Here is a 14,906-nt window from a genome sequence, read left to right as displayed (position 1 = left end):
TTGAATTGATTCTATTCTAAAAAATATGAGAAAAATAATTCTGTTTTTAGCTGTAATGTACCAATCTATGCTATTGAGTCAGACTGTACTGGCTTCTTATTCGCTGGAATTAAAAAAGATACGGGAAAACGATCAGATCTTAAATTTTGAAAACGCTGTAACACACGAAGTATTTGTCTTTGTGGCATCACAGGGAAATTTTACGATTTTAAAGTACAATAGCGCCCTGTTTCTAAGAGATCAATTTGCCGGTGCAATGACCTATTATGAAAAAAGGTCTTTGCTTGGCTACAGCTTTGGTGAAGACGGAAATCCAAGTTTGTATTGGTACTCAGAAGAGCTGAAAGACATTATAATTGTCAAATATTATTTTGAAGACAAAACAGTTAAGGCTTTGAAGTTTAATTTTCCTGCAAAGATTCAGCCCATTGTTACCCAATATCAAAAAGACAATGCATTTAATCTGTTAACGCAACATAAAACAGAGCCAAAACTAATTCTATACGTCTTCAAGAATGGAACTGTGGAAGAAAGAGAACTCGATTTTTCTCCTTTTACCTTCAAAGACCGAAAAACACAATCCAGAACGTTCAATCAGATTCTTACCGAAAACCCTATTGAAAAAATGGAATCCGGTGAATACAATCCTTTGTTTAAAACCGTTAGTAAAACCAAATTGTATTTATTGCCGCAGCGTCTCATCCTGACTTTGGACCAGAATGTCACCAACACACAATTGTTCGACATTAATCTGACTAGTCTGGACATAAAAGAGAAGAATTTCCTGCAGCCTCCTGCTAAAAAATGGGCCAGATCCTCTAACTCTTTTTATCACGAGAACAAACTATATCAGATCAACACAACAGAAGATGAATTTTTGTTTGATATAAAAGATCTTGAGTCCGAACAAGTATTAAAGAGCATTGTTGTTTCGAAAAATGACACAATACGTTTCAAAAATTCTCCTTTGTTAATCCAAAGAGACATCTATAGTCCGAAAGAATTAAAAAACACGGCTAAATTTCTACAACACCTGGCTACTTTAGACATCGGGTTATCTGTTTTTAAAAACAAAACGAATCTGTTTATCACTTTTGGAGGGATCAATAAACCAAGCTATCAGAGTTTTGACGGGTTTTCTTATCCGGATATTCAAAGCAAGACTGTGTACTTTGAAAGTATCTGGGATAAAAAATTGGGGTATACCACAGAGCAACAGCAGCCTCTTGCAGCCGATAAAATCAATTTATTTGTAGACAAACATGATGAAGTTTCGTTTCAAAGTATCATAAAGTTTAAAGATTATTTCATTCTGGGTTATTATGATACGGATACCAAAGAATATAAAATGCTTAAATTTACAGACGGCTATAATTGAAACCCAAACGAAGTCTTTAGATGGAACTGATTCCACCGGAATTAAAAACAAATAAGCTACATTTAAATTAGAAGAAGCTGATTTCAATGTATTTAGTCTGAATCTGAATTAATTCCTACAAAAGGCAATCAGGTTCTTAATTGCCTAAAATTATATAACTTTACAAAAAAATCAAGATTATGTTATCAAAAAATATAGAAGCAGCACTGAACAAGCAGATCAGAATTGAAGCCGAGTCTTCACAAACTTACCTTTCAATGGCTTGTTGGGCAGAGGTACACGGATTAGAAGGAATTGCTCAATTTATGTACACACAATCAGATGAGGAACGCGCGCACATGCTTAAACTGATAAAGTATGTAAACGAACGTGGCGGACATGCACAAATTACAGATCTTAAAGAGCCAAAGACAAGTTATTCGACTTTTAAAGAAATGTTTGAAACGCTTTACAACCATGAACTTTTTGTGTCAGAGTCTATTAATGAATTGGTTCATATTACCTTTTCAGAAAAAGATTATGCTACACATAATTTCTTACAATGGTACGTATCGGAACAAATCGAAGAAGAGGCTACAGCGAAGTCAATTTTAGATAAAATTAATTTAATTGGAGACGACAAAGGCGGTCTTTACTTGTTTGACCGTGATATTCAGCAATTAACCGTTACAAGTTCAATAGCTATTAACCCAAAATAAAAAAGTTAAAGTTTATTTAGAACATATAAAAATAACTTTTATTCTTTTATATTTGCCTCGATTTTATAATTGAGAGGTACTGTGAGCAAGAAAGATAAGGTTAAGGACAAGGACAAAAAAAAGGATAAAAAGAAGAAGAAAAATCAGGAAATCCTTGACAAGATTAAAAAACTCGAAAACTGCAAATCCAGCTGTTGTGAGAAATTTAAAAAGAGTGAAAAGAAACGTTGCTCTCGTTGTCCTATGTTTGACTTAATAAAAAAGACAGCTTAAAATATATATGAAAACCCATCAGATTACTGATGGGTTTTTAGTTTAAATCAAAGTCCTTTATTCGTTTAAGAAACATATTATCCAAAGCAATTTTTTTTCACCATATAAGGGATAGTAGCTCATTTTAGATTTTCTCTTGTGTTCCTCGCGGAATCTTTGTGAACTTCATCGTTAACTTCACCATATAAGTCCTATTAGCTCATTTGAAATCTTTTTCTTTACGAACCTGGCGAAATCTTTGCGAACTTAGCGGTTGAAATCGCATTCAATCACATCTAATTTCCACTTTCGTTGAAAAAATAAAAGAACAGTTGTAAATTAGTTCCCTGATTAAATAAATCTTAAGAGTCCGTTGTTTCATTATGAAAAACCAAATTACTATCCCAAAATCCAGTCTTGATTTTTTGCAAGAGCTTAAAGCAAACAATAACAAACCTTGGTTTGATGCGCATAAAACGACTTACCTCAACGAATTAAATCATATTGAAACTTTTGCAGGTGCTTTACTGCAGGAGCTCTCCAAAACCGATGTTTTAGAAACCGCTTCCGGGAAAAAAAGTGTATACCGAATTTATCGTGATATTCGTTTTTCTAAAGATAAAACGCCTTTTAAAAGCTTTTGGGGCGGTAGTTATACCCGTGCCACGAGTGAAAGACGAGGTGGTTATTATTATCATTTGGAACAAGGAAATAGCTTTATCGCCGGTGGTTTTTGGGGACCAAATGCGGCAGATTTAAAACGCGTGAGAAGCGAATTTGCCCACGATCCGGAACCTATGCAAAAAATACTGCATTCAGAATCTTTTATCCGCACATTTGGAACTTTACAAGGCGAACAGCTTAAAACAAAGCCCAAAGGATTTGATATCGATCATGAAGCTATTGACTTACTTCGCTACAAACAGTTTTTACTTATTAAACGATTTACAGATCAGGAAGTATTGAGTCCGCTTTTTTTAGAGCAGGCACTGGACACCTTCAAGAACATGAAACCCTTTTTTGATTATATGAGTGAAATATTGACGACTGACATAAATGGCGCTTCAATTTTATAAAAAATAAACCCGACAGCTTTTAAAAACCTGTCGGGTTTGATTACGTTGATAAACATTATTTACTTAAAAACAGGATTTCGTTGACCACTACTTCTGTGACGTATTTTTTCTCTCCGTTTTTATCGTCATAACTTCTGTGTGTAAGCTTTCCTTCTACTGCAACTTCTTTTCCTTTTACAACATATTTCTCGATAATTTCGGCTGTTTTGCCCCAGGCTGTCACACGATGCCATTCTGTTTGTTCTACTTTTTCTCCCTTTTCATTGGTGTACTTCTCATTTGTTGCAATGTTTAAATGCGCTAATTTTTTTCCGTTTTCCAATGTTTTAATTTCCGGATCGTTTCCTACGTTCCCGATTAATTGTACTCTGTTTTTCATGGCGTATACTATTTAAATGTTATTATAAGTTAATTCGTACATTAAATTCAACAGGGCAAAGATGCTACAGCTTTCAATAACTATTCGGTAACCAACCATTTACTTTCGGTTGTAATTATTTGTAACCGTTTGCAAATGGAAATATTTTTGTATATTTGAGAAAAGCCCTACGATATGCAAACACAAATCAATAAAGTTGAACTGCGAAATTTGGAATTTGACGATTACAAACAATTGAAGAACTCAATGGTAGAATCGTATCCCGAAATGGCCAATTCATACTGGAGATCTGCCGATATTAAAAAACTACTCTCTATATTCCCTGAAGGTCAAATAGTTATTCTGGCCGACGGAGTAGTGGTAGGATCTGCCTTGTCCTTGATCGTCGATGAGACATTGGTCGATAAAAGACATAACTACAACCAAATTCACGGCAATTATACCTTTTCTACTCACAATCCAAATGGTGAAATTCTATACGGTATCGATGTTTTCATCCACCCGCAATACCGCGGTTTGCGTTTAGGCCGTCGTTTGTACGATGCCCGAAAAGAACTTTGTGAGCAACTGAATCTAAAGGCCATTGTTTTTGCAGGGCGAATTCCGAATTATGCACAACATGCCAGAAAACTCACTCCAAAAAATTATATCGACAAAGTAAAACACAAAGAATTACATGATCCGGTACTATCCTTCCAGCTGAGTAATGATTTTCATGTTTTGCGCATCATTAAAAACTATTTAGAAGGTGACGAAGAATCCAAAGAATTTGCCGTGCTTTTAGAATGGAACAATGTTTATTACGATGAGAGTCCGAAACTTATCAATCTCGAAAAAAGCGTTATTCGTTTGGGATTAATTCAATGGCAAATGCGTCAGTTAAACAATGTGGAAGCATTATTTGAGCAGGCCGAGTTTTTTATTGATGTTGTTTCCGGTTATGGAAGTGATTTTGCGTTATTCCCCGAGCTTTTTATTGCGCCATTAATGGCCGATTACAATCATTTATCAGAAGCGGAAGCGATTCGGGAATTGGCTCGTTACTCTGACCCGATCCGGAAACGTTTTCAGGAATTTGCCATTTCATACAATATCAATATCATTACCGGTAGCATGCCGTATTTAGATAATGGTAATTTATACAATGTTGGTTTTTTATGCAAACGAGACGGAACATCCGAAATGTATACCAAAATTCACGTGACTCCAAACGAAGTACAACATTGGGGAATGAAGGGTGGATCTCAATTTAAAACCTTTGATACCGACTGTGGCAAAATTGGAATCCTGATCTGCTATGATGTGGAGTTCCCCGAACTTTCAAGAATTATGGCCAACGAAGGAATGAATATCTTATTCGTTCCCTTCCTCACAGATACACAAAATGCTTATACCCGTGTAAAACATTGTTCGCAAGCACGAGCTATAGAAAACGAATGTTATGTTGCTATTGCTGGTTGTGTGGGCAACTTACCAAAAGTAAACAATATGGATATTCAATATGCGCAAGCTTCTGTATTTACCCCCTCAGATTTTGCTTTTCCAAGTAATGGAATAAAAGCCGAAGCAACCCCAAATACAGAGATGACCTTAATTGTAGATGTTGATTTGAATTTACTAAAACAACTCCATGAGCACGGAAGTGTACGAATCTTAAAAGACCGAAGAAATGATTTATATGAAATTAAAAAGTTGGATCCATGAAGACATGCCTCGAATGCTCCGAAAAGATTGTAGGCCGTGAAGACAAGAAATTTTGTTCAGATAGTTGCCGAAATGCCTACAACAACAAAATCAATAAGGACACCACAAATTTCATGCGAAATATAAACAATAAGCTACGCAAAAATTACCGTATTTTGTCCGAGTTAAACACAGAAGGAAAATCAAAAGCAAGAAAAGATAAAATGTTGAACAAAGGCTTTGATTTTGATTTTTTTACTAATATTTTGCAGACCAAAACGGGGAACACTTATTATTTTCTATACGACCAGGGATATCGCTCTTTGGACAATGATTATTATATGCTCGTGAAAAAAGAAATTTAGTATATTCAACATGAAAAAAAATCCTACTTCGATACTAGCCTTTCTATGCGTTATAGCCATTCTGGCCATTATATACGCCACAATGATGCCCCAATGGGTTTCTAAAAATGAAGAAGCTCTTGCCGAATTCTCGACCGAACGCGCGCTAAATCAAGTTAAAATCATAGCCCAAAAACCCCATTATGTAGGCTCGACAAATCATGAATTAGTAGCCAATTATCTTAAACTTGAGCTCAACCGAATCGGTTTGGAAACGTCAGTTCAGGAAGGATTCACCCTTAACGATAAAGGTCTTCTCGTAAAATCTAAGAATATTCTTGCCCGTATAAAAGGAACAAACAATTCAAAAGCACTTTTATTGCTTTCTCACTATGACAGCGCACCGCATTCTTTCTCTAAAGGAGCTAGCGATGATGCCTCTGGAGTTGCCACTATTCTTGAAGGTGTTCGTGCTTTTTTATATGCTAAAAAACCGCACAAAAACGATATTATCATTCTCTTTTCAGATGCCGAAGAATTAGGACTAAATGGCGCTGCTCTTTTTGTAAATCAACATCCTTGGGCAAAAGAGGTGGGCTTAGTTTTAAATTTTGAAGCCAGAGGCTCTTCAGGCCCAAGTTATATGTTAATGGAGACCAATAAAGGAAATGAAACATTGGTGAAAGAATTTTCAAACGCAAAAACAAAATTCCCGGTTTCTAATTCACTTATGTACAGCATTTACAAAATGCTTCCAAACGACACCGATCTAACCGTTTTTAGAGAACAAGGAAACATACAGGGATTTAACTTTGCTTTTATCGATGGTCATTTTAACTACCACACCCAACAGGATGACATTCAGCATTTAAGCAAAAATACGCTGGCGCATCAGGGAACGTATTTAATGCCCTTGTTAGACTATTTTTCAAATATTGATCTAAATGCAACAACTGCAACGGAAGACAATGTTTATTTTACTGTTCCTTTTGGCTTTTTTATTAGCTATCCATTTTCATGGGTTGGTCCAATGACTTTCATAGCCTTGGGTTTATTAATTCTTTTTATTTTTATTGGAAAAGCGAAACGTGTCATCACCTTTAGAGAAATCTTCAGAGGATTTGTTCCGTTATTTGGTTCTATAATAATCTCCGGATTGGTTACTTTTTTAGGCTGGAAAATACTTTTACAAATTTACCCGCAATACAATGACCTATTAAATGGATTTACCTACAATGGACATGCCTATATCGGGGCTTTTGTAACATTAAGTATCGCCATTTGTTTTGCTTTCTACCACCATTTTTCGGAGGCAAAAACTACAATGAACCATTTTGTAGCACCGCTTTTACTTTGGATAATCATCAATGCTCTTCTAGCCAATAGTCTGACAGGAGCCGGTTTCCTTATTATTCCGGTTTACTTTGGAGTGTTTTTATTTGGAATTTTTGTAATCACTCAACATTACAGTTTAGGTATAAATTTATTATTCAGTATCCCGGCATTAGCCATTATTGCTCCTTTTATAATAATGTTCCCTGTTGGTCTGGGATTAAAAATACTTTTTGTAAGCGCTATACTGACCGTATTGTTATTCGGTCTTTTGCTACCCCTATTTGGTGCGTTTTTCAAAAAAGGAGTTTGGACGATATTATTTTTTGTCCTGTCAATCGGCTTTTTCACTTACGCTGGTATCAACTCAGGATATGAACACGGAAAAGCAAAATCAAATAGTTTATTGTATGTTTATAATGCGAACACCAACTCAGCCCTTTGGACTACTTACGACACCAACTTAGACGATTGGACCAAAACGTATCTGGGACAAACCGATCATAAAGCAGTAGGCTTAAATACACTACCTATTACCAGCAAATATGGTTCTGGTTTTACTTATAGTGCGATTGCACCGATTGTTACGGTTCCAAAACCAACAATAGCATTCTTAAAAGACAGTGTCGTTGGAAACAACAGGTACTTAAAAATAAAAATTACACCCAATAGGAAAGTAAATCGTTACGATATTTATGCCAATACCAAAATGACGTTTTTTAACTTTAAAGCAAATGGCGTTTCGACTTCCGGACAAAAAGGAAATCGTTTAGAACGCGATGATGTTAAGGTATTGTGTTATTATGTTGTAGGCAACGAACCTCTTGTTTTGGAATTCTACATCAACAAATTAACTGTTTTTGATATGGATTTGATTGAAAGTTCATTTGATTTAATGACCAACCCGTTATTAAACATCAAACCAAGAAGTGACTGGATGATGCCAACCCCTTTTGTTTTGAATGATGCCGTTTTGGTGCAACAGAAAATAAAAAGAGAAGCAGCTCCAGTAAATGTTCCTGTTGCCGCAACTCCAATAAAAGACAGTACAAGTGTTTCAAAAGACAGTTTAAAATCTATTGTTCAACCAAAATAAACACGAAGTTTTATGGCGACAAACATTTCAACAATAGTCTTTAACGCTCCAATAGAAAAAGTTTGGGCTGCTTTAACACAGCCTGTTCTAGTAAAACAATGGCAATACGAAAGTGATTTAATCACAGACTGGAAAATAGGCAGCGAAATTCGATTTAGAAATGAATGGGACGGACACGTTTTTCAGCAATGGGGAACTATTCTGGAGTTAGTTCACCATAAAAAAATCAAGTATTCCCTGTTTTTTCCGAGACCTGGATTAGAAGACAAACCTGAAAACTATTTCCTTATGACCTATCTTTTAACTCAAGAAGATCAGAAGGTAAAACTCGAAATCATTCAGGAAGATAAGCGAGAGGGAGCCGTCCAAGAAGAACCTCAAGGCGAAGAAAGTCCAATTCTGCAAAGTCTAAAAGCAGTAGTCGAATCATAAACGATATTTTAAAAATGCAAAAGGGCAGATTTCAATTCGAAAATCTGTCCTTTTTCTTTAGCAAGCACACTCTATTTTCAATCCTGCTTTTACTCCATTGGTGCCTTCGGTAGCATATCCGTCAAATTTCCACCATTCTATACCACCAATTAGTTCTTTTACCTTAAACCCTAATTTTGCCATATTTAAAGCTCCTTTAGTCGATGCATTACAACCAATACCGTCACAATAGGTTACATACAGCACTTCTTTATCCAGCTCTTTAGTGCTTTCGATCGTCATTTCACGATGCGGAATATTAATCGCTGTGGGAATGTGTTCTGTTTCAAAACCAAATGTTTTTCTGGCATCAATTACAACTACTTTTTCGCCGCTATTCAAAGCTTCAAACAAATCAGACGGATCCATTTCGTAAGCCAGTTTGTCTTCATAATGTTTAATTTGTGCTTCCATTTTAATTACAGTTTTAATGTTTTGTTTTTCCAAAAGTACTCGAACATCAAACACCATAAAAACGAAAAGAATTCATCTACTTGATTACTATTTTTCATGGAAAAGGCATCGTAAAATTTTGTTCCTTTACCTATAAATTCTCTAAAAATGGAAACACGTCATTTAAGACTGATAAAAGCGATCGTTGAAGAAGGAAGCATTACCAAAGCAATTAACAAACTTCATCTGACACAATCAGCTCTGAGCCATCAACTTAAAGAAGCCGAGTATCAATTGGGTACTCCTCTCTTTTCGAGAATCAATAAAAAACTGGTTCTGACCAAGGCCGGTGAAAAAATGTATCAGATTGCCAATGAAATTCTCGACAAACTTTCGCAAACAGAGACTCAAATCAAACAAATGGTTTTTGGCGAATACGGTGAAATCCGCCTTAGCACCGAGTGTTTTTCGAGTTACCACTGGTTGCCTTCCGTACTAAAACAATTTCATCTTTTATATCCGAACGTTGAACTAAAAATTGTTACAGAGGCAACTCACATACCACTACAAAAGTTATTAGAAAACACCATTGATATTGCCATTGTAAGTGATCAGATAAAAGACAATAACATTAAATACATGGAACTTTTTCAGGACGAAGTTGTCATGGCTGTTTCCGAAAACCATGCCTGGGCCAACAAAAAATATGTTGTTGCAGAAGATTTTGTAAACGAACATTTGCTGATTCATTCCCTTCCGATGGAAACGGTTACCATTCATCAATTTATTCTGGGTCCCGCCAAAGTGGTCCCAAAAAAAATCACTCCTTTACCTCTGACGGAAGCTTCCTTAGAAATGGTCAAAGCCGATATGGGGGTTATGTCTATGGCAAAATGGGCGTTATTGCCGCATTTAAAAACGAGTCCGATCAAGGCGGTTAAAATTGGCAAAAACGGTTTAAAAAGAAAACACTTTATCGCAATCCGCGAAAAGGAACTGTATCCGGACTATTTTCACCATTTTATTACCTTTTTACAAACCGAAATCAATCTTCAATGGAATATTCAATAAGAAACTGCGAACTTGCAGACTTACCCAAATTAGTCCTTTTATGCCAAAAACATGCCGCCTTCGAAAAAGCTGATTTTTCAATTTCCGGAAAAGAAGAAGCCTTACAAAAAGCATTATTTAGCGAAAACCAAAAACTAAACTGTTTAGTTGTTGCAACTACTGACACCATCGTGGGTTACGCTTCCTATACCTTTGACTATTCAACCTGGGATGCTGCCGATTTTATGTACATGGACTGTTTGTTTCTGGAAGAAGAAGTACGAAGTTTTGGAATTGGGGAACTCCTGATCGACAGACTTAAGCTAATTGCCGTTGAAAAAGAATGTGCCAATATACAATGGCAAACACCACAATTTAACGAAAGAGCAATCAAATTCTACAACAGAATTGGCGCAAAAGGAAAAGACAAAGTCCGTTTTACATTACCTTTATAGGCGAATAAAAATTACAAATGACACAAATTAGTATTTTAGGCTGCGGCTGGCTGGGTTTACCTTTGGCGAAGCAATTAATCGCAAAAGGAAATCGGATAAACGGGTCGACCACTACTGACAGCAAACTTTCAATTCTGCAAAATACCGGAATAAATGCGTTTTTAGTTTCGATTGAAGAGGGTCAAATTTCAGAAACAATAATTCCGTTTTTGGACAAAAGTGATGTTCTAATTATTGACATTCCACCTAAATTACGAGCAGAAAATCAGGATTCTGAAAAGAAAGTTTTTGTAGAAAAAATAAAAAATCTGATTCCGTTTATTGAAAAAGCAAGCGTAAAAAAAGTACTTTTTGTGAGCTCAACTTCTGTTTACGGAAACGAAAACAGCACTATTACCGAAGAAACAAATCCAAATCCGGATACCGAAAGCGGGAAACAATTGCTTTTAGCAGAAGCAGTTTTACAAAACAATCCCAATTTTGAAACTACGATTCTGCGTTTTGGAGGACTAATTGGTGAAGATCGCCAACCTGTAAAGTTTCTTGCAGGAAAAGAAAACCTGACAAATCCGGATGCTCCGGTCAATCTGATTCATCAAAAGGATTGTATTGGAATCATTGAAGAAATAATTACCCTCGCCAAATGGAACGAAGTTTTCAATGCTGCTGCTCCCTTCCATCCTACCCGTGAGGAATATTACACACAAAAAGCGATTGATTTAAACTTAGCTTTACCAAAATTCAGCTCCGAAAAATCAAATAACCGGAAAATCATTTCAAGTAAAAAAATTGAAACTTTATTAGATTATAGCTTTAAGCTGGAAAATTATTAGCGGTGTGATTTTTTAAACCATATAAGTGATGTAAGTTCATTTAAACTTTGCGCTTAATTCTCTTAACGCAACACCATTATTTTATGCAGTTACATCGCTTATATGGTCAAATTATTTATGTTTAAAGTAAGTACATTTAACCTTTGTGTTTGATTCTCTAAAGACAACAGCATTATATGGACTCACATCACTTATATGGTTTAAATATCTATGTTTAAAACAAGTACACTTAAACTTTGTGTTCAATTCTCTAAAGGCAACAGTATTAAATGAACTTACATCACTTATATGGTTTAAATATCTATGTCTAAAACAAGTACACTTAAACTTTGTGTTCAATTCTCTAAAGACAACAGCATTATATGAACTTACATCACTTATATGGTTTAAATATCTATGTTTAAAACAAGTACACTTAAACTTTGTGTTCAATTCTCTAAAGACAACAGCATTATATAAACTTACATCACTTATATGGTTTAAATATCTATGTCTAAAACAAGTACACTTAAACTTTGTGTTCAATTCTCTAAAGGCAACAGTATTAAATGAACTTACATCACTTATATGGTTTAAATAGTTATGTTTAATAAAAAAACTTTGCGAACTTTGTGAAAGACCAGCCAAAAGAAACATGGAACAAACAGCATACATACAATCTCCTCTCGGGATCACAACAATTGTTGGTGATGAAGACGGCATCTCGGTTATTTCGGTAACAAAGGATGGACAGGTTTCTGTTGAAATACCCGAAGTACTGCAAGAGGCTGTTGTGCAATTACAGGAATATTTTGAAGGCAAAAGAGTTGATTTCACTTTAAAGCTAAACCCAAAGGGAACTGAATTTCAGCAAAAAGTCTGGAAATCACTGCTCGAGATTCCCTATGGAAAAACTGTAAGTTATATGGACCAGACCAAAAAACTGGGCGATGTAAAAGCAATTCGCGCGGTTGCATCGGCAAATGGCAAAAACCCGCTTTGGATTGTAGTGCCCTGTCACCGTGTTATCGGTACAGATGGATCTCTTACCGGTTACGCCGGAGAAATCTGGCGCAAAAAGTGGCTTTTAGAACATGAGAATCCTGTTAAACAGCAAAGTTTATTCTAATTCTTTATCCAAATAGTAAGAATTTTACGCATATTTGTAAGCTAAATCAACTTGCAAAAGTCTAATGCTCTAAGAAGTCTCAAAAGAAATGATTGAAAAAATAAACCTTAACAACATTTTGTTTCTGGATATAGAAACCGTTCCGGAAGAGGAGCACTTTACTTCTCTGGATGCTGAGATGCAATCTTTGTGGGATCACAAAACCCAGTATCAGCGAAAAGACGATTTCTCTCCTGAAGAATTTTACGATCGTGCCGGTATTTGGGCAGAGTTTGGTAAAATCGTTTGTATTTCGGTGGGTTATTTTATCATCAAAGGCGACATTCGAAATTTTAGAGTGACTTCCTTTTTTGGAGAAGAAAAGAAAATACTCCGCGACTTCAATAACCTGCTGAACAATCATTTCAACGGACCACAGCATATTTTGTGCGGACATAACGCTAAAGAGTTTGATATTCCGTTTATTGCACGACGTATGATTATCAATCAGATTGCGATTCCAAACAAACTTAACTTATTCGGGAAAAAACCTTGGGAAATTGCCCATCTCGATACCTTGGAGTTATGGAAATTTGGCGATTATAAACATTTTACGTCTCTAAAATTACTGACCAAGATTCTTGGCATTCCATCACCAAAAGGCGATATCGACGGAAGTCAGGTTGCTCATGTTTTTTATGTAGAGAAAGATATTGACCGTATTGTAACCTATTGCGAAAAAGACACAATAGCCGTTGCACAGATTTTTCTGCGTTTGCGTAGGGAAGATTTATTGATTGAAGATGAGATTATTCATGTATAGCTTTTTTGAAGAGACAAAGTTCCTGAGATGCAAAGTTACAAAGGTTAAAGATTAGCAATAAAAACTTTGCGACTTCGCGACTTTGCGAGATAAATCTCTTTAATACTTAAAATTAAATTTTCACGCAGATTTGGCAGATTAAGCAGATTTAAATGAACTTACATCACTTATATGGTTTAAATAGGGCACATGGGGAAATAACACTTTTAATTTTTTTTTAAAATTTGCAAAGATTCAGAGTAACAAAACTAAAAACTTTGCGCCTCTGCGACTTTTCGAGATAAATTCTCTCAACTATATTTTCACACACATTTTAAATGAACTTACATCACTTATATGGTTCCCCAGGCAGCAGTAAATGATTTACCAAAACACCACTAAATGGTTTAAAATATGACACATCCGGAAATAGCACTTCTCAGAATGGCTTCTCAGAAAATCCTGAAAACCAACTTTCATGAACCTCAGGAAATTGTACAGCATTTAGGCGCCATGCAGGCACAGGATTATACCATGGCCAAATGGGCAATTGGCTCCCGATGTGACGCTTCAGAGAAAATGATTGAAGAGGCTATTAATTCAGGTCAAATCATCCGCACCCATATTTTACGCCCTACCTGGCATTTTGTTTCGGCAACTGACATTCATTGGATGCTTGACATTTCCGGGCCTCAGGTGAAGAAAATTATTCTTTCGGCCGCTAAAAAATATGATTTGGACGAGATGAAGCTTAAAAAAATCAATACCTCAATCGAAAAGATTTTATCCAATCATAAAAGTCTTACTCGCGAAGAAATCATACGCGAGCTGGGTTTTAAGAAAGAAACGGATCAAAATTTTTCAAGTACACTGATCATGGGTTATGCCGAGTTAGATGGTGTTGTCTGCAACGGAAACATGAAAGGCAGACAAATAACCTATTCTTTACTGGAAGAAAAAGTTCCAAAAACAAAAACCAAACTGACTAAAGAAGAAGGCTTAGCCCGACTTGTCAAACGCTATTTTGAAAGTCATGGCCCCGCAACATTACCCGATTTTATCTGGTGGTCGGGGTTTCCTGCTACCGTAGCTAAACTTGCAGTTCTTTCAGTCGAGTCAGAGCTTGACACAATCGAGGTTGATGGTACAAAATACTGGTTTAAGAAAGGCCTGTCTACAGAAACTTCCATTTCTAAAAAAATCCATTTCCTCCCTTCTTTTGACGAAATTCTAATCTCGTATAAAACCAGAGAAATTACAATTGCCAAAGAGCATCAGCCAAACGCTTTTACCAACAATGGTATCTTCTGGCCGATAATTATTGAGAATGAAAAAGTAATCGGAACCTGGAAACGAACGGTTAAAAAGGAACATACAAAAATAGAAACCAGCTTTTTTGAGACCATCAATCCTGATAAAAAAAGCCTGGTTTTTGAAGCCATTAAACCCTTTGAAAACTATTTAGAATCGAAAATCAGTATTGAATAAGCTAAAATTGCAGCAAAGTCATTCGGTTTTCTTTAAATACTTCTGTTTTCGCTAGCAAAATCTTTGCGCTTATTATGGCTAAATAATTA

At 35.8% G+C, this 14,906-nt stretch carries 15 protein-coding genes; 13 read left to right on the top strand and 2 right to left on the bottom strand.

Annotated elements, in window-relative coordinates:
* The first annotated feature begins 25 nt into the window (after positions 1-25).
* The 3 genes from ACHRV3_RS16685 to ACHRV3_RS16675 all read left to right on the top strand — a co-directional run bounded on the left by ACHRV3_RS16685 (position 26) and on the right by ACHRV3_RS16675 (position 3,404).
* Positions 26-1,378, top strand: a complete 1,353-nt coding sequence (locus tag ACHRV3_RS16685; RefSeq protein WP_395426342.1) for a hypothetical protein — start codon at positions 26-28, stop codon at positions 1,376-1,378.
* 179 nt (positions 1,379-1,557) lie between these two features.
* The gene (locus ACHRV3_RS16680) at positions 1,558-2,076 is read left to right on the top strand and encodes a ferritin (RefSeq protein ID WP_047776987.1); all 519 of its coding nucleotides are present in this window, start codon (positions 1,558-1,560) and stop codon (positions 2,074-2,076) included.
* 635 nt (positions 2,077-2,711) lie between these two features.
* On the top strand, positions 2,712-3,404 hold the full coding sequence (locus ACHRV3_RS16675) for a DUF2461 domain-containing protein (RefSeq protein WP_395435468.1): 693 nt from the start codon (positions 2,712-2,714) through the stop codon (positions 3,402-3,404).
* A gap of 55 nt (positions 3,405-3,459) precedes the next feature.
* On the opposite strand, the gene ACHRV3_RS16670 is transcribed toward ACHRV3_RS16675, so the two are convergent.
* On the bottom strand, positions 3,460-3,783 hold the full coding sequence (locus ACHRV3_RS16670) for a single-stranded DNA-binding protein (protein ID WP_047776984.1): 324 nt from the start codon (positions 3,781-3,783) through the stop codon (positions 3,460-3,462).
* Positions 3,784-3,957: 174 nt separating this feature from the next.
* Between ACHRV3_RS16670 and ACHRV3_RS16665 the strand changes: the two genes are divergently transcribed.
* Genes ACHRV3_RS16665 through ACHRV3_RS16650 form a run of 4 tightly spaced genes read left to right on the top strand, consistent with a single transcriptional unit; the run spans position 3,958 to position 8,670 of the window.
* Positions 3,958-5,487 carry a GNAT family N-acetyltransferase gene (locus ACHRV3_RS16665; RefSeq protein ID WP_395435469.1) on the top strand — a complete coding sequence of 510 codons (1,530 nt, stop codon included), beginning with the start codon at positions 3,958-3,960 and terminating at the stop codon, positions 5,485-5,487.
* Positions 5,484-5,831 carry a hypothetical protein gene (locus tag ACHRV3_RS16660; protein WP_047776981.1) on the top strand — a complete coding sequence of 116 codons (348 nt, stop codon included), beginning with the start codon at positions 5,484-5,486 and terminating at the stop codon, positions 5,829-5,831. Before ACHRV3_RS16665 ends, ACHRV3_RS16660 begins: the two co-directional genes overlap by 4 nt.
* Positions 5,832-5,841: 10 nt before the next feature.
* A complete protein-coding gene (locus ACHRV3_RS16655) occupies positions 5,842-8,238 on the top strand; it encodes a M28 family peptidase (protein WP_395435470.1) in 2,397 nt (798 codons plus the stop codon).
* Between the two features lie 12 nt (positions 8,239-8,250).
* On the top strand, positions 8,251-8,670 hold the full coding sequence (locus ACHRV3_RS16650; RefSeq protein WP_230003917.1) for an SRPBCC family protein: 420 nt from the start codon (positions 8,251-8,253) through the stop codon (positions 8,668-8,670).
* 57 nt (positions 8,671-8,727) lie between these two features.
* Here the strand turns inward: ACHRV3_RS16650 and ACHRV3_RS16645 are convergent, their stop codons facing one another.
* Positions 8,728-9,123 (bottom strand): rhodanese-like domain-containing protein, encoded by a 396-nt coding sequence (locus ACHRV3_RS16645; protein ID WP_395435471.1) that lies wholly within the window; start codon positions 9,121-9,123, stop codon positions 8,728-8,730.
* Between the two features lie 147 nt (positions 9,124-9,270).
* Between ACHRV3_RS16645 and ACHRV3_RS16640 the strand changes: the two genes are divergently transcribed.
* The 6 genes from ACHRV3_RS16640 to ACHRV3_RS16615 all read left to right on the top strand — a co-directional run bounded on the left by ACHRV3_RS16640 (position 9,271) and on the right by ACHRV3_RS16615 (position 14,817).
* On the top strand, positions 9,271-10,173 hold the full coding sequence (locus tag ACHRV3_RS16640; protein WP_395435472.1) for a LysR family transcriptional regulator: 903 nt from the start codon (positions 9,271-9,273) through the stop codon (positions 10,171-10,173).
* Positions 10,158-10,607, top strand: a complete 450-nt coding sequence (locus tag ACHRV3_RS16635) for a GNAT family N-acetyltransferase (protein ID WP_395435473.1) — start codon at positions 10,158-10,160, stop codon at positions 10,605-10,607. The genes ACHRV3_RS16640 and ACHRV3_RS16635 overlap by 16 nt, the downstream gene beginning before the upstream one ends.
* Before the next feature lie 17 nt (positions 10,608-10,624).
* A complete protein-coding gene (locus tag ACHRV3_RS16630) occupies positions 10,625-11,440 on the top strand; it encodes an SDR family oxidoreductase (RefSeq protein WP_395435474.1) in 816 nt (271 codons plus the stop codon).
* 634 nt (positions 11,441-12,074) lie between these two features.
* Complete coding sequence (locus ACHRV3_RS16625; RefSeq protein ID WP_395435475.1) at positions 12,075-12,548, top strand: methylated-DNA--[protein]-cysteine S-methyltransferase; 474 nt, start codon at positions 12,075-12,077, stop codon at positions 12,546-12,548.
* 88 nt (positions 12,549-12,636) lie between these two features.
* Complete coding sequence (locus tag ACHRV3_RS16620) at positions 12,637-13,350, top strand: 3'-5' exonuclease (RefSeq protein ID WP_395426334.1); 714 nt, start codon at positions 12,637-12,639, stop codon at positions 13,348-13,350.
* 393 nt (positions 13,351-13,743) lie between these two features.
* Positions 13,744-14,817, top strand: coding sequence for a winged helix DNA-binding domain-containing protein (locus ACHRV3_RS16615; protein WP_395435476.1), 1,074 nt, complete (start codon positions 13,744-13,746; stop codon positions 14,815-14,817).
* Positions 14,818-14,906 lie beyond the last annotated feature (89 nt).

The organism is Flavobacterium sp. FlaQc-49 (genome assembly GCF_044005985.1).
GTDB lineage: Bacteria > Bacteroidota > Bacteroidia > Flavobacteriales > Flavobacteriaceae > Flavobacterium > Flavobacterium cupriresistens.
This window is presented reverse-complemented; position numbering and strand designations above follow the sequence as displayed.